This window comes from Stieleria maiorica, assembly GCF_008035925.1.
GTDB lineage: Bacteria > Planctomycetota > Planctomycetia > Pirellulales > Pirellulaceae > Stieleria > Stieleria maiorica.
The window spans coordinates 3,446,995-3,468,353 of sequence record NZ_CP036264.1 but is presented as its reverse complement, the minus strand read 5'-3'; the positions used below and the strand labels follow the sequence as shown (position 1 = coordinate 3,468,353).

Here is a 21,359-nt window from a genome sequence, read left to right as displayed (position 1 = left end):
CGGATCAACCCTTTTCCTCTATGTCGCCTGAATTCGCCGCCGCCGTCGACCCCGTCTTCATGTACGTTTCGTCCGTCGTGGATGAAATCGAGGCGAACAAGAGTCCGAGCCCGGAGGACATCAGCGCGAAGATCCGAGGGTTATTGGACAATGCCGAAAATATGCTCGGCCGCCGTCCCGATTGGGAGCTAGCCAAGTATGCCCTGGTCGCCTGGGTCGATGACTTGTTGATCGAAGCGGCTTGGGACGGCAGCAATTGGTGGGAACAGAACCGGTTGGAGTTTCAGATCTTCAAAAGCACCAGCGCGTTTTCCAAGTTTTACGAACAGAGTCAAAAGGCGACCGAGTTGCCTCAGAAGGACGCGTTGGAAGTGTTTTACGTTTGCGTCGTGTTGGGGTTTCGCGGGCTTTACGCAGACCCCGAAGCGACCGCCCAACACGAACACTTCGGCGTGCCGGCTTCGCTGGATGAATGGGCCCGCCGGACCGGTATGGCGATTCAATTAGGGCAGGGCCGTCCGCCGATCCTGGAACAAGGTCGTCCCGGCCAAGGGGCACCGCCGCTGGAGGGAAAGTACTTGTTGATCAGTTCGGTGATCTGCTGCGTGCTGTTGGCCGCGGTCGCCGTCGGAATCGGAAAAATGTTGGTGTGGCCATGAGTGTCGAGAGGAGGCGATAAAGATGGGCAGCGCGATACGCAGTTTTGTCGATGCGGTCTTGTACCCGTTTCGTCTGTTGGCGCGGATTCCCAGCAGCGTCATCAGTTCGCCCAAACGCATCCTGGGGCTGTCGCTGCAGGCGCGGGCCGCATGGTTGCTGTTCTTCGGGTTGCTGATCGTCGCCATCGTTTGGGCGATCATTCGTTTTTACACCGACCAGACCGAACAGAAGGCCAGCTTCTACTGGCGTGAGCTTCCGGCGATCTTTGCCCTGGTCGTGGCGATCCCGGTCGTTGTTTGGTTTGCGCTCAAGTTGTGGCTGGAGGGCGAACCGTCGGCGTTTCCCGACATCGACCGCGCCTGGGAAACGGCGCTCGGGGCGATGGAGGAACAATCGATCGATCCGTCCGAGACGCCGATCTTCTTGATCGCCGGCCCGGGGACGGTGGAATCGGTCAACGCGTTCATGGCGACGTCCAACACTCAATTCCCGGTACGCGCTCCGCTGGGTCCGGCACCGATTCACGTGTTCGCCAACCAGCAAGCCATTTACGTGGTGTGCACCGAGTGCTGCCAGTTGAGCAAACTGCTCGGTTCGCCACGGGATTCGACGATCGTGCCCGGACAGATGCCCGGTGCGCCGCAGCCGTTCCAGGCCGATCGCACGATGGACATCAGTTCGATCGGGCAATCCCCCGCCGCGGCGATGCGTCCGCCGATGCCTCCGGCCGCCGGCAACCCGTCGGCTTACTCGGCCGATGTCCGCAATACCATTGCCGGGCTGAACATCCCCGTGCCCCCGCAGAACCAGGGCGCGGACATGCGCGGCACGATGATGGTGGGTGACGTTTCCGGCGGGATCAAAAACCCGATGCAGCCGCAGGGTGGTGGCATCGCCAGCGCGATCCTGACTCCCAGCGATGCCAGCATGGCGACGGCGCGGTTGGCGTACCTGTGCCGGTTGTTTCGGCGCTTGCGTGACCCGCTGTGCCCGATCAACGGCGTGATCGTTTCCACACCGTTCCGTTTTTTGGCCGACGGCTCGCAAGACATGGTCAATCAAATCCTGATCGCCCTCAAGGCCGATTTGGCCTGCCTTCGCGGAGCACTGCGAGTCCGTTGCAGCGTGACCCACGTGGTCGATTCGATGGAACTGGAAACCGGGTTCCGCGAACTGGTGCGACGCGTCGGTGCGGAACGTTCGTCGGTGCAACGTTTCGGCAAAGGATACGGGTTGTGGAATCTGCCCACGGCGCCGCAGTTGGACGCCGTGGTCAAACATGCCTGCGGAGCATTCGAAGACTGGTCGTACCTGCTGTTTCGCGAAGGCGACGGGCTGAGCAAGCCGGGGAACCGACACCTGTATTCGCTGCTGTGCCGAATCCGGTCGACGTTCCAACCGCGGCTGGCCCATTTGATCAAGTCGGCCTACGCGATCAACGCCGCCGGGCCGCACCTGAGCGACAATGAACCGTTGCTGTTTAGCGGTTGCTACTTCGTTGCCAGTGGCGCGATGCCGGATCGCCAAGCGTTTCTCGCCAGCGTGTTCAAGAAGGCGACCAACGAAGAAGAAGAGTTGGAATGGGGCAGCGAAGCATTGGCCGAAGAAGATCGGATGCAGACCGGCGTCCGCATCTTGATGGTCGTCAACGGTGCCTTGGTCGCGACGATCGTGGGACTATTGATCTGGTACTTTAACGCAGAGTAAACGAGCGTCCGATGTCAGCCCAGCCTTCACCGTCGCGCGGGACCTACACGCGTTACCGCGATGACGATGACGCATCACGCGGCGCCCAGGGGCGGCCCCAGGGCCAAAAGGGACTGACACCGACGCAGAATCAGCAGCTGCTACAAGAGGTGTTGGGCGAGACGCTCGTGCGGAATCAAGAGAATTCCCAGCAGTTGCTCGAAACGCTCCGCAGGTTCCGCATTCGCCATCAGGATCATGCGATCGATCCGGGGCTGTTCGTCTTGATCGCCAAGGCGGTCCTGAAGCATCGCCTGGGGGTGCGGTCGCGCCAGCTACCGGCAGAGCTGTATGACGAAGTCGGCGGGGCGTTGTGGTCCAATGAACAAAGTCGTCGTCGCATCGAGCGGTTATGGAACTCTTTAGGAGCGGAATCGTGAACGCCCAATCGAGCGATGAATCATCCGCCGGTGGAGAATCGCCGGCCGATTTGATCAACGAAGCCCAGGGGTTGGTGCATTCGCTGGCGATGCGTGTGCACCGCTCGCTGCCGATCCCGATGGATCTGGACGATTTGATCGCCTATGGCCAGTTGGGTTTGGCCGAAGCGGCCCAGAAATTCGACCCCGACTGCGGCACCCGCTTCACCACGTTCGCCTACTACCGTGTCCGGGGGGCGATCTACGACGGGGTGTCCAAGATGAATTGGACCAGCCGCGCGCGGTTGCGGCGATTGCGATTTCGCGACATGGCCGAGGACGTGTTGCGCAGTGAATCTTCCCAGGGAGAAAACGCTGACGAAAAATCCAATTCCAGCGAGGATGCCGATTGGTTGGGCAAGATGACCGAGCGGTTGGCGATCGTCTATCTGGCCAGCGGTGATGAAGATTCCGAATCGAACGTCTTGGCCCAGGCGGCCGACCAGCATGAGATCCCCAGCAAGGTCGTTGCAAACCGCGAAATGCAAACAACGCTACGCAAATTGGTCGATGAGCTGCCCAACGACGCAAAACGATTGATCTCGACGATCTATTTCGAGGGTTTTTCGCTGACCGAAGCTGCCGAACGCGTTGGGATCAGCAAGAGTTGGGCGAGTCGTATCCATGCGAAGAGTTTGGACCAAATGGCACAAAGTCTGCGCCGCAGTGGTAACGATTGACTGCGTTCTCCGCTAACCGAGTAGAAACCTTCACCGTTACGGCATCGAGAGTCCATCATGGCATCCGAACCGACACTTGATTTTGATCAGCTGATCGCTCCGATTTCAGACGATTCGCCGAGCGGGCAGTATTTGCGTCGCAGCGATTTCGAGCGGTTTCAGCGGGCCAAGGACGCCCGGGCCGAAGCGGTCAATGCGGAACGAAAGATCCGCGAGTTCGCGATGTACGACGAAGACGAACTGGCCGCGCTGCAGGAGCAGGGGCAGGCGGTCGAAGTCCCCAGCGCGCCGGATTGGCGGGTCGTGCTGGACCAATGTGTCGACATCATCGCCAACCATTCCAAAGACCTGTGGGTCGCCTCGTGGCTGATCGAGGCCAACACGCGACGCAACGGCTATGCCGGCGCGCGGGACGGGTTTCGATTGGTCAACAAGATTTGCGAGACGTTTTGGGAGGGGATTTACCCGCCGCACGACGAGGATGACGGATACCTGGACACCGTTTCCCAGATCACCAGTCTGAACGGCCTGGAGGGAGCGGGGACCTTGATCGCGCCGTTGGAGGAGATCCCGCTGCTGCCCGGATACGGCGCGCTGACCTTTGCGGCCTATCGCGAAGCGACCACCGGCGGCGGTGGCGGGGAGGTCACCGAAGGGGACTTTGACAACGCGGTCCGCCAAATCGACCTGGACCAATTGCGACAACACGAGGAAGACATCGCCGAGGCGATCGAGGCCTTTAAAGAATTGACGGCGACGCTGGAAGACAAGTGCCGTGTCGATGGAGACGAAGAGGACCATACGCCACCGAGCAGCCAGATCCGACGCACCTTGGAATCGATTCAGCAAGCGTTTTCCAACCTGACGCGAAACCTGTTGTCCGGCGATTCCGATGCCGGTGGTGAAGGGGACGCGGAGGCGTCGGCGACGGGGCTGACTTCCAACGCCGCACCTCAGGTCGATCTGGCACAGGCCCAGGTTAACAACCGCGAGGATGCGTTTCGGATGTTGATGAAGGCCAGCGAGTTCTTCCGCAAGACCGAGCCGCATTCGCCGGTCAGCTACATGTTGCAGCAAACCGTCGAGTTCGGACGCATGGACTTGCCCACGTTGCTGCAAAAATTAATCCAAGACTCGAGTGTTCTTCGAAACCTGTCCGAGCGGACGGGGATTCCGGTCAAGGACGATGAATACGATGAGGATTGAAACCGTTTTTCACTGGTTTCTTGTCACCCGGTCGGCTGGTGAAGCTTGCCTGGGGGGGACCGGTGACTTAAAACCGAATGATACCGGGGCTCGTGCTCGAGCTTACAAATCGCGCGTCTGGAGATGATGAGATGGCCGAAAGCCAACAACAAAAGTTGAACCGTGTTCGCAAGCCTCGTGTTCACATCACCTATGAGGTGGAAACCGAAGGTGCACAGGTCGTCAAAGAGTTGCCCTTTGTGGTCGGCGTGATGGGCGATTTTTCGGGTGACCCGACGACCAAGTTGAAGCCGTTGAAGGATCGCAAGTTCATCCAGATCGACCGCGACAACTTCAACGACGTGCTGCAACGGATGACACCGGGATTGAACATGCGCGTCGAAAACACGCTGGCCGGCGATGGCAGCGAAATGTCGGTCAACTTGGACTTCAAATCGATGGACGATTTCGAACCGGCGAACATCGTCGACAAAGTCGATCCGCTGAAGAAGTTGATGGAAACTCGCGACAAGCTCCGCGACTTGGCCACCAAGATTGATCGCAGCGACGACCTGGAAAACGTGCTGGAGCAAGTGCTCAAAAACAGCGATCAACTGAAACAGCTATCCGGCGAGCTTGGCGTCGACGCCGACGAGCCGGCGGCAGAATAGAAACCGCCCCCCCCTCGTCGTTCAATCCATTCTGAATCAATCCCCCGATGTGAGGAGTCAACTTGCCATGAGTGCCGGTGAAACTGAAGGCCAAGCGGAACAGCAGGCAACGACCGAAACCGAAGAGAGTGTCAGTCTGTTGGAAACCGCGATCGCGGCGACCAAAAAAACAGAGCGTTCGCGCGCCGAAGAGCTGATCAAAACGCTGACCGAAGAAGCCCTGAAGGGGACCGTCACGTTTGACAAGGACGTCATGCGATCGATCAACGCCGCGATCGCGGGCATCGATGCCAAAATGAGCACCCAGCTCGCCGCCATCATGCACAACGAAAAGTTCCAAAAACTGGAAGGCTCCTGGCGTGGGCTGCACCACCTGGTGATGAACAGCGAAACCGGCGAGTCGTTAAAGATCCGCGTGCTCAACTGCGGCAAACGCGAGTTGTTCAAGGACATGGACCGCGCGGTCGAATTCGACCAAAGCCAGCTGTTCAAAAAGCTTTACGAAGACGAATTCGGGACCCCCGGCGGTGCGCCCTACGGCGCCTTGATCGGCGATTACGAATTCACCAATCACCCCGAAGACGTCGACCTGCTGACCAACATCAGCGGCGTCGCCGCATCGGCGTTCTGTCCGTTCATCAGCGCGACCGCGCCGCAGTTGTTCGGCTTCGACGAATGGACCGAACTGTCCAAACCGCGTGATTTGGCGCGGATCTTCGAGTCGGCCGAATACACCAAATGGAAAAGCTTCCGCGAAAGCGAAGACAGCCGCTTCTGCGTGTTGACGATGCCGCGAACGCTGGCCCGGTTGCCCTATGGTGCCAACACCAAGACCATCGACGAATTCGCGTACGAAGAAGTGCCGGTCGGCAAGAAGGGCGAATCCATCCACGTCGAACACGACGAGTTCTGCTGGATGAACACGGCCTACGTCATGGGCGCGAAACTGACCGATGCCTTCGCCAAAACCGGTTTCTGCACGACCATCCGCGGCGTGGAAAACGGCGGCAAGGTCGAAGGCTTGCCGTCCTATATCTTCAAAGCCGATGACGGTGACATGGACTTGAAGTGCCCGACGGAAATCGCGATCACCGACCGACGCGAAAAAGAACTCAGCGATCTGGGCTTCCTGCCACTGTGTCACTTCAAGAACACCGATTACTCGGTCTTCTTCGGCGCCCAGACGACCCAGAAACCCAAGTTGTACGATCGCCCCGAAGCGACGGCCAACGCCGCGATCAGTGCTCGACTGCCCTACATCATGGCGACCAGCCGGTTCTCGCACTACTTGAAGGTCCTCGGGCGAGATAAGATCGGATCGTTCATGGAAGCCAGCGACTGCGAAGCGTGGCTGGACCGGTGGATTCACAACTACGTCACCAGCGACCCCAATCCGCCCTCGGACGTGCGGGCACGCTACCCTCTGGCCGAAGCGAGAGTCGAAGTCAAGGAAATCCCGGGCAAACCGGGTTCCTACAACGCGGTCGCCTGGATGAGACCCTGGTTGCAGATGGAAGAATTGACAACCAGCATGCGAATGGTCGCCAGTATCCCGAAGCTGGGTTAAGACGCAGGTCAGGCTGTGCCTGACAGTCCTTTGACGTAGCTACGCTCGAATCGAGTGTGGAGACCATGGAAGATCCACCTTCTGGCGAAGGTAGCTACGTTAGAAGGTTCGTCCACCACCATTGCCACGAGCATGCCACGATGTCGCCTGCCCAGTTCCGCTCCGATGGATCGCCCCTCACCGAAGTGCTCGCGGAGTCGCTGCTGGAGCAAGTCTTGTCAGCCGGTGTGGCGGAGTCGGACCAGACAACGGCTCGGGCGCCGTCCCGGCCCAATCATTCAGCGCCAGCCCCGCTGCACCAGTTTCTAGCCGCGACGGGTGTCGAGCAGGCGCTCGAGTGCTGGTTCGGCAAGCATTGGAGCCGGGATGCACGATTACGGGACAAGCAATCGCTGCTCGCCCGATTGGCAGCCGACATCGCCGAGATCGATCGGTTGCTCAACGACCAGATCAACGCGATCTTGCATCACCCCAAGTTCCAGCGACTGGAATCCTCCTGGCGCGGGCTGGCATTCTTGGTTCGGCGGGCGGACATCGAAAGCGATCCGATGATCAAGGTGCGGGTGCTGTCGGCTCGCTGGAAAGAACTGGAAAAAGACTTTGAACGCAACGTCGAATTCGACCAGAGTGCGTTGTTCAAGAAGGTCTACGAAGAAGAATTGGGCATGCCGGGAGGGGAACCCTTCGGAGTCCTGATCGGGGACTACGACATCCATCCACGCGTTTCGGCAGAACATCCGACCGATGATTTGTCGATCCTGCGAGCACTCTCGGGCGTCGCAGCCAGTTCGTTTTGTCCCGTGCTGCTGGCGGCCAGTCCGGAACTGTTGGATCTGGAAAGTTTTACCGAGCTGCAGGTCACGCGCGATCATGAGTCACGCCTGTCGCGGCCGGACTACCTGAAATGGAATGCGCTCCGCGACGACGAGGACGCTCGCTTCATCGGGATGGTGTTGCCCCGGATTCTGATGCGGGGGCCCTACGAGGACGACGGCAGCCGCGTGGATCGATTCGTGTTCCGCGAAGACGTCTTCAGCCCCGGAGGAAGGCATTACTTGTGGGGAAATCCGGGTTATGCCTATGCATCGGTCTTGATGCGTTCGTTCGCGACCAGCGGTTGGTTGGCGGACATCCGCGGGCTGCGTCAAGATTTCGAAGGCGGCGGATTGGTGTCGGATTTACCGGCGCTCAGCTTCCCCTCCGACGCCCCCGGCGTGATCCCGCGACCGATGACCGAAATCGCCGTCACCGATTCGCTGGAACGGCAACTCAGCGATCTGGGCTTGCTGCCGATTTGCGACTGCAAAGACACACCGATGGCGGTGTTTGCCAGCGGACAATCGCTGCAACGCCCTAAAAAGTACGACACCGCGGACGCAAACACCAATGCGAAAATCAGCGCCATGCTGCCGTACATGTTGACGGTCTCCCGCTTCGCCCACTACATCAAGGTGATCGGCCGGACGAAAATGGGATCGTTCACCACCGCGGAAGAACTGCAACGCCTGCTACACGATTGGATCATCGAATATGTCACCGCCGATCGCGAAGCAAGCGCCGATGTCAAAAGTCGCAAACCGCTTCGCGAAGCCAGCATCACGGTCCAGCCCGACCCCGGTAAACCGGGCTCGTTTTACTGTATCATGCGTTTGGCGCCACATTACGAACTCGATGAAATGGTCGGCAGTGTGCGGCTGCAAACGCGAATCGGACGTTCGTAGCTGGATAGCGCCACATTCCACAAGAAACATAGTGAATCGCCGGTCGAACGTAGCTACCTTCGCCAGAAGGTGGATCCCCGGGGTTTTCCACGCTCTGGTGAGCGTAGCTACGTCAAAGTGACTCTGTCCAGCCGACCTCCGATTAATCTCCGACACCCAATTCCCTCACTTTTGCTCACCGTCAATCAGAGGCATTCAACCATGACAAACACTCCGATGGAGCTGTACGAAGCGGGACGGCTGAGCGAGGCGGTGGACGCGTCACTGGCGATGGTGAAAGCCAAGCCGGCCGACGTGGGACTGCGGTTTCAACTCGCCGAACTGTCCTGTATCGCCGGGAACCTCGATCGCGCCGACAAGCAACTTGACACCGTGTCGAACCAGGACGCCCAGGCGGCCATCGGCGCGGCGTTGCTGAGACAACTGGTGCGTGCCGAACTGGCCCGTCGCGAGTGCTTTTTCAAAGGCCGCGTGCCGGAGTTCCTGGGGGAACCGTCGGAAAAGCTCAAAGCCCACCTGCAAGCGTTGACCTTGTATCGATCCGGCGACGTCCCCGGTGCCGCGGCGGCCATCGAACCGCTGGTCGAAACGGCTAATTTGAACCAACCGGTCCAGGTCAATGACAAGCAGGTCGATGACCTTCGCGATTTAGATGACCTGTTGTCCCCGGTCCTGGAGGTCCACACGACGACCGGCAAATATTTTTGGGTCGATTGGAACCAGATCCTGGATTTGGAAATCCATCCGCCCAAACGCCCCTTCGATCTGCTCTGGCGACAAGCGTCGTTGTCGATCGAATCGGGACCCGACGGCGAAGTGTACCTGCCGGCCATTTATCTGGAACCGGAAGAAGACGGCCCGACCGACGCCAATCTGCAACTCGGTCGCGGCACCGATTGGGTGGATTCGGGCCAGGGGATCGTTCGTGGACGCGGCCAAAAAATGCTGCTGGTCGGCGACCAGGACATGCCGATGTTGGAACTGCAATCGATCCGGCGTGGTGAGTAAATGTCGCGTGTCCCCAATGACCGCCCCCTGATCCCCAGCGTGCTCGATCGGCTGATCGATTGGGAGCCCCACAACCGGACCGAAGCGCCGATGAACCGGACGCAGGTGTTGCAGCAGATGAAAGAGAGCGTGGGCCGCGATCTGCAATCATTGTTGAACACACGCTGTCGCGCCACCAGTTGGCCCGATGACCTGAAGGAACTGGATCGTTCGCTGTTCGCATACGGCATTCCCGACTGCGTCGGCATCAATACCGGATCGCGGGAACAGCAAGAGATGCTGCGTCGCATGATCTTGCGGTCGATCGAAACCTTTGAACCTCGCTTGATCAACATTCAGGTCCGGCTGGCCGACACCAGCGACCCGACCGATCGGGCACTGCGGTTTCGAATCGACGCGATGTTGAAAGTCGACCCCGCTCCCGAGCCGGTGATTTATGACAGTAAACTGGATGCGACCAGTGGGGATTTTTCCGTGCGTGGAGTTCGCCGATGACGGATCGATTGCTGCCTTATTACAACCAGGAACTTCAATACCTGCGCCGCTTCGGTTCCGAGTTCGCCCAGGAGCATCCCAAGATCGCCGCCCGGCTTCGGCTCGGCGACGACCTGAGCGAAGACCCCCACGTCTCGCGGATCATTGAATCGTTCGCGTTGCTGTCGGCGCGGACGCGGCTGAAACTGGACGACGACTTCCCCGAAATCACGCACGCGATGCTTGGCGTGCTGTATCCGCACTACCTGTCGCCGATCCCGTCGACCGCGGTCGTGCAGTTTGCGCTCGATCCCCGACAGGCGGAACTGGTCGGCGGATACACGATTCCGGCCGGGGAAGGCGTTGAAACCGAGTCGACCGAAGACGGTGCGTGCCAGTACCGGACCGTGTACCCGGTCACGCTGTTTCCCTACAAGGTCGCGACGGCCGCCTACAAGGGACAGCCCTTCCAGTCGCCCCCATCGCCGCTGTTGCCCAAGGCCGAATCGGTTTTGCACGTGCAACTAAAGAGCTTTCGTGAAGCGATTGCGTTCGAAACGATGGAGATGACGTCGCTGCGGTTCTTCATTCGCGGGATCTCTCACGCCGCTATGGATTTCTACGAATTGATTCATAACGATTCGATCGAAGTCCTGCTGGCCCGTTCCCCCACCGATCCCAAACCGATCCGATTATCGGCCGATTCGATCTACCCGATCGGGTTTGAAACCGACGAATGCATTTTTCCGCCGCAACCGAGAACATTCAGCGGTTACCGATTGTTGTCGGAATACTTCGCGGCGCCTGAAAAGTTCATGTTCTTCGACATCCGTGGCATTTCGAAAGAGGACCTTCAGGGTTTTGGCGGATCGCTGCACTTGTACGTGTTGATGAAACGCCATGTCGGTGCGGTGGAACAGTTCGTCGAACCGGAAACGATTCGGATCGGATGTACCCCGATGGTCAATCTGTTCGAACAACGTTGCGAACCGATTCGGGTCACGCATGCGATGCCGGAGTATCGCGTGATTCCCGATGCTCGCCAGCCGCGCGCCTTTGAAGTCCACAACATCACCAGCGTCACGGCGATCGATTCCAACCGCGACGAAAAGGTTTATCACCCGTTTTACTCGGTCCGGCACGCCGGGGAACAACGACTGCGGCGCGGATTTTATCACCTGCATCGGCGTCGATCCGGGCAGAGCGGTGGTGCCAAGGATCTGGCGACCGAAGTGTATTTGTCGCTGGTCGATCTGGATTTCCAGCCTGATCAAACCGATGGAACTGTGCTGGACGTGCGGGCGCTTTGCACCAGCCGGAATCTGCCGCAACGATTGGAGTTTGGCGGAGGCCGTCCGAAATTGCAGTTGGTCCATGGCGGACCGCTGGAGCCGCCCAAATGTGTCACGCAGCCCCGCATCACGCTGCGACCGCCGCTGGAGAAAGGCACCTATTGGCGGATGATCAGCCATTTGTCGCTCGGGCACGTGTCGCTGTTTGACGCCGACGAAGGAGCCACGGCACTGCGAGAGATTCTGGGGCTGTACGACTACATCGGCAAAGGCGACTCGCAGCAACGCATCGATTCGATTCGCTCGGTCAAGTGCAGCCCCGGCGTGGCGCGGTGTCAAAACCCGTCCGGCGGATCAACCCTTTGCCGCGGTTTGGACCTGGAGATCGTGATCGACGAAGAACGCTTGAGCAGCGGCGGAGCGTATCTGTTGGGCATGGTGCTTGAGCGGTTCTTGTCCCTGTACGCTTCGATCAATTCATTCACCCGAACCTCGCTACGAAGTAGCTTGCGAGAGCAAGAGGTTGCCCGATGGCCGGCGCGATCCGGAAGACAGACGTTTCTGTAAAACAGCGGCTTGTCGATGAGCCCTATGAGTTCAGTTTCTTTCAGGCCGTTCGGTTGTTGCTGACCGGTGCGCTGTCGCGCATGGATCACGACTTGTCGCTGGGGCGAGGTCCCCGCCGCGGCCGCCTGGGAACGGTCAGCAACATCTCCGAAGAAGCCGTGCGGTTCCGGTCGGATGTATCGCTCGGTTTTTCCCCCAGTGAGATCGTGGCGCTGCAACCCCGGCAAACAGAGGACGACGATTCCGTCGAAACGACCAGGCAACCGTGGGAGATGCAAGTCGCGTTTTGGGGGCTGATCGGTCCGGCCGGCGCGCTGCCGAATCATTACACCCAGCTGGTGATCGATCGGGTTCACAACAAAGACACCGCGATGCGGGACTTCTTTGACATCTTTTCGCACCGTCAGTTGTCGTTCTTCTACCGGGCGTGGGAAAAGTACTTCTTGCCCGCGGGATTCGAGAATGCGATTCATGACTCGCGTCCCGAATCCGACCTGATTCGCGAAGCCCTGTTATCGATCGTCGGACGTGGGACCAAACAGGTTCGCAATCGTTTGGAATCCTCCGACGACGCCTGCGTCTACTACGGCGGCCAGTTCGTCGATCGGCCGACGGCCGAGTCGCTGCGTGAGATGGTGTCCGATTACTTGCAGTTGCCCGCCAAGGTGCTGTCACTGTTCGGGCAATGGCTGGTGTTGCCGATCCCCGAGCGATCACGGCTGGGGCGGCTGGACGGACACTGCCAAATGGGCGTCGACACGATCATGGGCGACCGGACTTGGGACCCCAGTTCAAAGTTTCGTATTCAGATCGGACCGGTCACCTGGCAGCAGTTCGAAAGTTTGATGCCGACCGGGCATTCGTTGGTGCGGATCTGTCAATTCATCCGCAGCTATGTCGGGCTGGAATTCGATTTCGACCTGCAAGTCATCTTGCTCGCGGACGAAATTCCGGTCTGTGAATTGCCTTCGGAATCCTCGTTCACCGGGCCAGACGAATCGACCCAAGTCAAACCTTACCTGGGCTGGAACACTTGGCTTTGCAGCAAACCACCGGTGCATGACAGCGACGACGCGGTTTTTCACCACGACGGTGCGCCGACACGCTAGAACATATGATGTCTCCCTCTCTGTCCTTCGACGCTTGACTGAACCATGGCACAAATCAACCTGAAAGAACTCGTCGGAAAACTCAACGACACTTGCCGTGGCGCCCTCGAAGCGGCGGCTGGACTGTGTCTGTCGCGAACCAATTACAACATCGAAATCGAGCACTGGTTGCTCAAGTTGGCCGAGAACGAGAAATCCGACTTTACGATCGCTTGTAAGGCATCGGGCGTCGATGTCGGTGCACTCGCGGCCGACCTGAACAAAGCGATCGACAAGTTTAAGACCGGCAACGGTCGCCCGCCCGCATTGTCTCCTAACGTCGTGGACCTGATTCGCGAAGCCTGGTTGTTCGGTTCGGTCGATCACGGCGTCGCCAAAGTCCGCTCGGGACACCTGCTGGTCGCGCTGTTGACCTCCACGACGCTGCGACCGCTGGCCCGCGACGCATCGGACGAGTTCGATGAAATCAACGGCGATGCGATCATTCAAGATTTCGGCACGCTGCTGGCCGACAGCGAAGAGTCCCAGGTCCCGATGGCGGCCGGCGCGGCCGCACCTCGTCAAGCGACCGACCCGACCAAGCCGTCCGCCGGACCGACGAAAACGCCCTCGCTGGACCAGTTCACGATCGATTTGACCAGCCGCGCCGAAGCCGGACAGATCGACCCGGTGCTGGGACGCGATCCCGAAATCCGCCAAATCATCGATATCCTGACCCGCCGACGACAGAACAATCCCATTCTGACCGGTGAAGCGGGGGTCGGCAAAACGGCAGTCGTCGAGGGGTTCGCCCTGCGGGTCGCCGCCGGCGATGTCCCCGAATCGATCCGCAACGTTCGCATCCGCACCTTGGACCTTGGGCTGTTGCAAGCCGGTGCGGGAATGAAGGGCGAGTTCGAGAATCGGCTGCGCGGGGTGATCGACGAAGTCAAAGGCTCTCCGACACCGATCATCTTGTTCATCGACGAAGCCCACACCATGATCGGCGCCGGCGGACAGGCCGGGCAAGGCGACGCGGCCAACCTGCTCAAACCCGCGCTCGCTCGGGGGGAATTGCGCACCGTCGCCGCGACGACCTGGGCGGAATACAAAAAATACTTCGAAAAAGACGCCGCACTCGCACGACGATTTCAAGTCGTCAAGGTCGATGAACCCGACGAACCGACGGCAGTCGAAATGATGCGTGGTTTGGTCGACACGCTGGAAAGCCACCACCACGTCCGGATCATGAACGACGCCGTCGTCGAGGCCGTCAAGCTGTCCAATCGCTACATCACCGGACGCCAGCTGCCCGACAAATCGGTCAGCTTGCTGGACACCGCGTGTGCGCGGATCCAATTGAGCCAATCGGCGACGCCGCCCGCGATCGAAGACGCCACCCGCCGCCGCGACCAACTGGACGTATCACTACGCATCCTCCGCCGCGAAGAACAAACCGGAATGGACCACTCTGATGACATCACAGCCGCCGAAGAAGCCAAGGCCGCGGTGGAGGAACAGCTCGTCGCGCTCAACGAGCAATGGGAAACCGAAAAAGAGCTGCTGGCCAAAATCATTGACCTCCGCAAGCGATTGGATAAAGACTCGCCCGAACGGTGGAAGGCGGAACAGAATCAGGAATCACCCGCGGATGCGACGAAGGAAAAGAACGCCGCCGCCAAGGATGCGAAACCCGCCGAAAAAGTACCGGACAAAGCGGCCGGAGAAGAGCCTGCACCGCCGACCGAAGAGCAGCTTCAGGCGTGGCGAAAGGAACTGGTGGCCTTGGAAAAGGAACTCAAAAAGGTGCAAGGAGAAACACCATTGCTGTTTCCCTGTGTCGATTCCAGTGCGATCGCGGAAACCGTCGCCGCCTGGACCGGCATCCCCGTCGGGCGGATGGTCAGCAACGAAATCAATACCGTGCTGAACCTGAAAGATCTGATGGAGGAATCCATCGTCGGACAATCACACGCGCTCGATCGGATCGCCCAGAGCATTCGCACCAGCCGAGCCCAGTTGCGTGACCCCCGCATGCCCATCGGCGTGTTCCTGTTGGCGGGTACCAGCGGCGTCGGCAAGACCGAAACGGCAATCACGCTGGCCAACCTGCTGTACGGCGGCGAGCAAAACATGACCACGATCAACATGTCGGAATTCAAAGAGGAACACAAGGTTTCGCTGTTGATGGGATCGCCTCCCGGCTACGTCGGTTATGGCGAAGGCGGTGTGCTGACCGAAGCGGTGCGCCGCAAGCCGTATTCGGTCGTGCTGTTGGACGAAGTCGAAAAGGCGCACCCCGGAGTCCAAGACATCTTTTATCAAGTCTTCGATAAAGGCAGCATGAAAGATGGCGAAGGGCGCGACATCGATTTCAAAAACACCGTCATCATCATGACCACCAATGCCGGGACGAACCTGATCAAGAGCCTGTGCGCCGACGATGAAACGATGCCCGATGCCGACGGTTTCTTGGAAGCCGTTTTCCCCGAGTTACTGAAGACGTTCAAACCGGCATTCCTGGGACGAACGAGCGTGATCCCGTACTACCCCCTCAGCGACGACGTGATGAGCAAGATCGTGCGGCTCAAGCTGGGCAAGGTGCAACGTCGCGTGGCCGACAGCTATGGTGCACGGTTCACGTACACCGACGCGGTCGTCGACGGCATCCGCGCCCGCTGCACCGAAGTCGACACGGGGGCTCGCAACGTCGATCACATCCTGAACAAGTCCCTGCTACCGGAACTGTCTTCGCAAGTCCTGTCCAGTTTGGCCACCAGTGCATCGATCGCCGAGATCGAGATCGACATGAAAGACGATGAATTCGTCTACAACGTCGTCAGCGAAGACCCGCCCGCGTAATCGTAGCGGAAGCCGCCAAGGCTATCGGCCACCGACTTAGACGCTCCCCCGAGACTTGACCGTGGGCAAATCAGAATTTGAAGAGCTGTGCGATCGCTTTGAAGCATCGTGGCGTGACGGCCATCCATTACCAATTGAGTCGCTGTTGGCCGAGTTGAAGACGGGTGACCGAGTCCAATTGCTGCGATCACTTTTGGACATCGAATTGGAATATCGCTTCAAGAGTCACCAACCGCCGTCGACGGTGGAATACGAAGCTCGATTTTCAGATCAACAAGAAGTGGTCGCCAAGGCATTCACTTCCGTTAGGAAGCGGCTTCGGTCATCGACCTTTGACGAATTGCCTGAAACGGCGTTCGCGTCGAAAGACATCGCGAATTCAAAAGAAATCGAGCTTCTAACGCGTGTCGGTCCGTACAAGATTCTGCAGCCCCTGGGGCGTGGCGGAATGGGACAAGTCTTTTTGGCCGAGCAGACCGAACCAGTTATCCGTCGCGTCGCAGTCAAGGTCATCAACACCGACACACCAACGAAAGAAATTCTGGCTCGTTTTGAGGCCGAGCGGCAAGCCCTTGCGATGATGGAGCATCAACACATTGCAAAAGTGTTTGACGCCGGTGTTACGAATACCGGTCGGCCGTACTTTGTCATGGAGTGGGTCAAGGGGGTCCCGATCTCGGAACACTGCGACAAGAACAAACTTTCGCCCGAAGATCGATTGGAACTCTTTGTTCAAACTTGTCGCGCCATCCAGCACGCTCATGCAAAAGGGATCGTGCATCGGGATATCAAGCCGTCGAACGTGTTGGTGACGCTGGATGATGGAAAGCCGACGGTCAAAGTCATTGATTTCGGTTTGGCCAAAGCAATGCACGCAGCGACCCGACTAACCGACCGAACGCTGTTCACTCAACACGGCCAAATTGTGGGGACGCTTGCTTACATGAGTCCCGAGCAAGCTGAGTTGAGCTCTCTGGATATTGACACGCGGACGGATGTCTATTCTCTGGGGGTGGTTCTTTACGAACTTTTGACCGGTTCCACCCCGATTACTGCGGACGAAATCCGCTGCAACGCCTTTGACCGCATCTTGGCTTTGATCCGAGAAGCGGATCCTCCTCGTCCCAGCATTCGGCTGAGCGATTCGGGGGATGCCCTCACGGGGATATCCCAACAGCGTCGAACGGATCCACGACGATTGACCGTTATTCTTAAGGGCGATCTCGACTGGATCGCATTGAAGGCCTTGGAGAAAGATAGAAATCGGAGGTACGACACTGCGGCGGCTTTGGCCGATGATGTTCAGCGTTTCCTAAAGAATGAAGCAATCGAAGCGAGGCCTCCGAGCTTCAAATACCAGCTTCAGAAGTCTTTCCGCAAACACCGAGTGAGATACCTAGCAGCCAGTACGATGCTTTGTTTGCTGTTGGCTGGGTTGGCCGGCACGGGGACCATGTGGCATCTCGCACGCGAAAACTATCGACAGGCAAAAGCCAACGAACGCCGAGCCATCGAACAGGGAAATCGGGCAGACGCGGAGGCGGAGCAAAAAAGGCTGGAGGCGAATCGGGCAAATGAAAATGAGGAGCTTGCAAAAGCGGAGGCTGCCGCAGCAAAGTTTCAACTGGCCAATGCCCGTTGGGATGCCGGACGAGCCGGGGAGGCGCGACGTGTGTTGCATCAGATTCCCGCTGAATACCGAGACAACTTCGAATGGCACTACTGCAACAGGCGATTTCGAGGTAGTGAAGTATCACTGTACGGCCACACCAGCCCCGTGCTGTCGGCATGCTACAGCCCCAACGGCGAACGAATTGTTTCCGGATCGAGGAATGAATTGATCATTTGGGATGCGATCACCGGAAAGTCTCTGATTCGTCGCGAGGGGGCAAGTGTCAGCGTTTCCTGCAGCCCAGATGGACGACGGATTGCTTCGATTTCAGGTGACGGGGTAATCTCGATCTGGAACCTCAATTCTTCTGACGGAGAACGTTTTTAAGAGCAGTGGGACAAAGCAGAACAAATTGAGATCAAGACGCTCAGCAAGTTCTTTCGAGGCAATCCCTGTGTGCAATTCAGTCCGGATGGGAAGTACTTGGCAGCGAACAACATTAACGACGGAATCACCATATGGAGTGCCGATACGGGGGAAGAATTCGCAAGGTTCGGCGGACAAGACGCGGGGATGAAAGACCTGTTCAATGTCGCCTACAGTCACTACGTTGGGTTCAGCCCCGAGGGAAAATACATCGCACTGGCTAACTCCAATGGACTAAAGCTGTGGAACGCACAAGCAACGAGTGAGGAAGGCACTGTTGAAAGTATTCTTGACGTCCGCGCGGCAACGAACCTGTCTTTCAGTCCAGACGGAACTACCGTGGCGAGTTCGTCAGCCAGGGGAATAAGTCTGTGGAACTTGGTGACGGGAACTGAGCGAACAACGATTCAGTCCGGGGAGACTCGTTCGGTTTCCATCAGTCCAGACGGATCGTTCATCGCCGCGGGAGGCTTCGATGGAGTGATCGGCATTTGGGATGAGAGCGGACATTTGCTGCTGAGATTGCTTGCAGGCCACGACGGACCGGTCAATGGAGTTTGCTTCAGTCCGCATGGCCACCGCCTCCTTTCTTGGGGACAGGACCAAACGCTGAAGATCTGGAACTCGGTCGGCGGCGACGAGACAGCCGTCGTCATGCGCGATGTCGAATTCAAGACGAATGAGTACTCGCGTGATTTTCAGCCGCATTTAGTTCGCGGCTGCCTTGGTTTCAGCCCCAATAAGCAAGCAATTTCCTTTCTGAGTGACTCGAGCACAATCACAGAGCTCGATCTCAATCAATATGATCTTCGAGAGTTCGAATATCCTAAGACAACGCGCAAACCGCTGGGGCAAATTTGCAAGATTCGTGACCTCGCCTATCGCTCAGACGGTACTTGCGTCGCTGCCACCACCGAGCACACCGGACCGGGACTCAGCTATGTCGTCAAGTGGTGGAACACTCATACAGAAACGGTGCTCGGAAGAGCCGACATCCAACGAAAAAGCGACGTGATGGTAAGATTGAGTCCTCAGGGCTCTCGGATTGCGACAGCGTCAACAGGCGAGGATGGCCTGTTGGTGTGGGATGTCCAAACGGGCAGAAAGTTGAGAGCGTTGGATCGGTCAAAGACTGGCAACGTCTACCAAATGTGTTTTAGCCCGTCGGGCAGCGAGTTAGTCACCATCAACTACGGTTCGATGCGGTTGTGGGATGTCTCATCCGGCAAAGAACTGGTGACCTTTGATGTGCGTTCCATCATCGCGAGTCTGCATCCCTCTTCACCCACATTATTCACCGGTGTTTGTTTCAACGCATCAGGCAACCTTGTTTTGACCGGGGACAATCAGGGGACTCTGGTTGTTTGGGACGCAAAGACTGGGCGTGAACTCGAAACAATCGCGGGGCACAAAACCGCGGTGACAAGTATCGCCTCGGATCATGGTGGCAACCGATTCGCTTCAGCGGATCGCAATGGTTCAATCAAACTCTGGGAGCTAAGGGAAGTCGATCGCGATACCCCGGACTCCGGCGTGGGAATTGGTGGAAGCGAACTGTTGAGCCTTCAAGGTCATCAGGGCGCGGTTACCAGTCTTCATTTTTGCCATGATGGACGGCGACTCGCGTCTTGTGGCGAAGACGAAACCCTGAGGATTTGGGATGCGACACCGATCGCGGGGGCGAATCTCCCAAACAGTGCACTTGCCTACAGATCTCACATTGGCCGCCCGCGAGCGTCGTGGCACCAGCAACGCTGTGATGAAATACTCGAAGAAAGTGATGAAGGACTCGAAGCGGAAGAATGGTTTGCAATAGCGTTCCACAGTGCATGGATATGCAAGATGCGTCCCACGTCAGCTGAGGCAAGAGATCGCTTGCGCAGTGCTCATCAACATCTAGTCTTCCTGAGTGTCTTGCCGCCGGGCGTTAAAGAGGTGTTGGCGCTACCTGATCTTTAAGTATCGTGGCGATCCGAAAACGGTACAACCCGCCCCCCCACCAGCACGAGAAAATCCTGTCATGCGAATCCCAGCGATCGACGAAAGAATGGCACGAATACGGCACCTGCATTTTCGGGCAGCTAAACACTGCGTCATCGCGTCGATCACTTTGTTCCTTGTTGCTGCCGCACAGGCAAATGCGCAAGATCCCAGCACTCGGGTTTGGCGCGACGTCACCGGGAAATTCTCAGTGACGGCGGAATTGCTTGGTTCGGACAACGGCGAGGTGAAGCTGCGTTTGAAGGATGGGAAAGACATCTCTGTGCCCATCGAACGATTGAGCGCTCAAGATCGAGCTTTTTTGGCGGGATCCACGCCGCGGACAAAACGCACGCCCGTCGCAACCAACATCGCAATTGCAAAAAGACTCCTAGCAGCTCCGTTGCCGTCCGCGGAAATCGGACTCACCGAACTCCAGCAGTTACTACCAATCCCTGTGTTCCTCGACATCCGTGCAATGGAAAGCATCGGGTTTGGTACCGAGACGCAGGTGAATCTCGCCAAGGGGCACGCAAGCCTTCAAGACCAATTGGATGATGCGCTCAATGGCCTCGATTTGTCGTGGTGCACGACTCAGACCGCGCTCGTGTTGACTTCCAAGGAAGCACTCGAAAGACGCTTCGCTGACACAAGGTTCTATCGCATACCGACGCCACGAGGGCGGGGCGGGGCGGGACCTCTTTTTGACCGCGACGCAGTCATCCAACAACTCAGTCAAAGGGTATCTCCGCAAAGCTGGGAGCATCTGGGTGGCCGAGGCACGGTGAATGCAATTCCCTACTTCGTTGATAAATATGTCATCACACAATCTCCCGATGTCCACCGCCAGCTCGCAAAGACACTGAAGATCAAATCGATGCCAAATGTATACAAGCATCGCTTGGACTTGACCGCTGTCACCGTGTCCATGGAAACCGCCCCAATCACTGAGATCCTTGACTCGATCAGCCAACAGATCAACGTCCCCATCGAGCCGTCGGCGAAACTCTCTCAAGTGGGACTGGATCTGTCGAAGACTCGATACAAAAGCAGCATTCACCTGGAAAGCGTTTCCGCCAAGGATGCGCTCGACCTCTTGCTCTCGCAGGTGGACTGCACTTGGGTCGAGGACGGCAAAAAGCTCATCGTCATGGATTCGAATGAAGCCGAGAAGACACTCTCCTCAAAACGGTTTGCCGTGAAGCTTCCAGTGCCCGAAACGAGTTCGTTCATCCATCTGCTTACCGAGAGTGTTGCTGCCGACAGTTGGGAAGCATTTGGTGGTCCAGGGACAATCATGCCAACACGAGGACGCGCCGGTCTCTTAGAAATCAAACAGGGCCAGCCTGCGATGCGTGAGGTCGAGCAGTTCATGCTTGAGCTGAATGCAATCCAATAGGA

General features: G+C 58.0%; 16 protein-coding genes. All 16 read left to right on the top strand.

Annotation, left to right across the window (positions count from 1 at the left end; genetic code table 11):
* Positions 1–20 precede the first annotated feature (20 nt).
* The 16 genes from Mal15_RS11975 to Mal15_RS11900 all read left to right on the top strand — a co-directional run bounded on the left by Mal15_RS11975 (position 21) and on the right by Mal15_RS11900 (position 21,357).
* On the top strand, positions 21–659 hold the full coding sequence (locus Mal15_RS11975; protein WP_147867975.1) for a DotU family type IV/VI secretion system protein: 639 nt from the start codon (positions 21–23) through the stop codon (positions 657–659).
* Between the two features lie 22 nt (positions 660–681).
* Entirely contained in the window at positions 682–2,367 is a 1,686-nt protein-coding gene (locus tag Mal15_RS11970) for a type VI secretion protein IcmF/TssM N-terminal domain-containing protein (RefSeq protein WP_147867974.1), read from the top strand.
* Between the two features lie 11 nt (positions 2,368–2,378).
* Positions 2,379–2,786, top strand: coding sequence for a hypothetical protein (locus Mal15_RS11965; RefSeq protein ID WP_147867973.1), 408 nt, complete (start codon positions 2,379–2,381; stop codon positions 2,784–2,786).
* The gene (locus tag Mal15_RS11960) at positions 2,783–3,505 is read left to right on the top strand and encodes a sigma-70 family RNA polymerase sigma factor (RefSeq protein ID WP_167546753.1); all 723 of its coding nucleotides are present in this window, start codon (positions 2,783–2,785) and stop codon (positions 3,503–3,505) included. Before Mal15_RS11965 ends, Mal15_RS11960 begins: the two co-directional genes overlap by 4 nt.
* 57 nt (positions 3,506–3,562) lie before the next feature.
* Positions 3,563–4,711, top strand: a complete 1,149-nt coding sequence (gene tssA, locus Mal15_RS11955; protein WP_147867971.1) for a type VI secretion system protein TssA — start codon at positions 3,563–3,565, stop codon at positions 4,709–4,711.
* 131 nt (positions 4,712–4,842) lie between these two features.
* Positions 4,843–5,361 (top strand): type VI secretion system contractile sheath small subunit, encoded by a 519-nt coding sequence (gene tssB, locus Mal15_RS11950; RefSeq protein ID WP_147867970.1) that lies wholly within the window; start codon positions 4,843–4,845, stop codon positions 5,359–5,361.
* A gap of 67 nt (positions 5,362–5,428) precedes the next feature.
* The gene (gene tssC, locus Mal15_RS11945) at positions 5,429–6,928 is read left to right on the top strand and encodes a type VI secretion system contractile sheath large subunit (protein WP_147867969.1); all 1,500 of its coding nucleotides are present in this window, start codon (positions 5,429–5,431) and stop codon (positions 6,926–6,928) included.
* 140 nt (positions 6,929–7,068) lie between these two features.
* On the top strand, positions 7,069–8,649 hold the full coding sequence (gene tssC, locus Mal15_RS11940) for a type VI secretion system contractile sheath large subunit (RefSeq protein WP_167546752.1): 1,581 nt from the start codon (positions 7,069–7,071) through the stop codon (positions 8,647–8,649).
* Between the two features lie 201 nt (positions 8,650–8,850).
* Complete coding sequence (locus tag Mal15_RS11935) at positions 8,851–9,657, top strand: type VI secretion system accessory protein TagJ (RefSeq protein ID WP_147867967.1); 807 nt, start codon at positions 8,851–8,853, stop codon at positions 9,655–9,657.
* Positions 9,658–10,152, top strand: coding sequence for a type VI secretion system baseplate subunit TssE (gene tssE, locus Mal15_RS11930; protein ID WP_147867966.1), 495 nt, complete (start codon positions 9,658–9,660; stop codon positions 10,150–10,152).
* Positions 10,149–11,990, top strand: coding sequence for a type VI secretion system baseplate subunit TssF (gene tssF, locus Mal15_RS11925; RefSeq protein WP_147867965.1), 1,842 nt, complete (start codon positions 10,149–10,151; stop codon positions 11,988–11,990). The genes tssE and tssF overlap by 4 nt, the downstream gene beginning before the upstream one ends.
* Positions 11,954–13,099, top strand: a complete 1,146-nt coding sequence (tssG, locus tag Mal15_RS11920) for a type VI secretion system baseplate subunit TssG (protein WP_147867964.1) — start codon at positions 11,954–11,956, stop codon at positions 13,097–13,099. Before tssF ends, tssG begins: the two co-directional genes overlap by 37 nt.
* A gap of 45 nt (positions 13,100–13,144) precedes the next feature.
* Positions 13,145–15,940: a type VI secretion system ATPase TssH gene (tssH, locus tag Mal15_RS11915; protein ID WP_147867963.1), complete on the top strand. Its 2,796-nt coding sequence runs from the start codon at positions 13,145–13,147 to the stop codon at positions 15,938–15,940.
* Between the two features lie 61 nt (positions 15,941–16,001).
* Complete coding sequence (locus Mal15_RS11910; protein WP_147867962.1) at positions 16,002–17,939, top strand: serine/threonine-protein kinase; 1,938 nt, start codon at positions 16,002–16,004, stop codon at positions 17,937–17,939.
* Positions 17,940–18,035: 96 nt separating this feature from the next.
* Positions 18,036–19,937, top strand: coding sequence for a WD40 repeat domain-containing protein (locus tag Mal15_RS11905; protein WP_147867961.1), 1,902 nt, complete (start codon positions 18,036–18,038; stop codon positions 19,935–19,937).
* A 61-nt stretch (positions 19,938–19,998) separates the two neighbouring features.
* Positions 19,999–21,357 carry an SHD1 domain-containing protein gene (locus Mal15_RS11900; RefSeq protein WP_147867960.1) on the top strand — a complete coding sequence of 453 codons (1,359 nt, stop codon included), beginning with the start codon at positions 19,999–20,001 and terminating at the stop codon, positions 21,355–21,357.
* Positions 21,358–21,359: the final 2 nt, after the last annotated feature.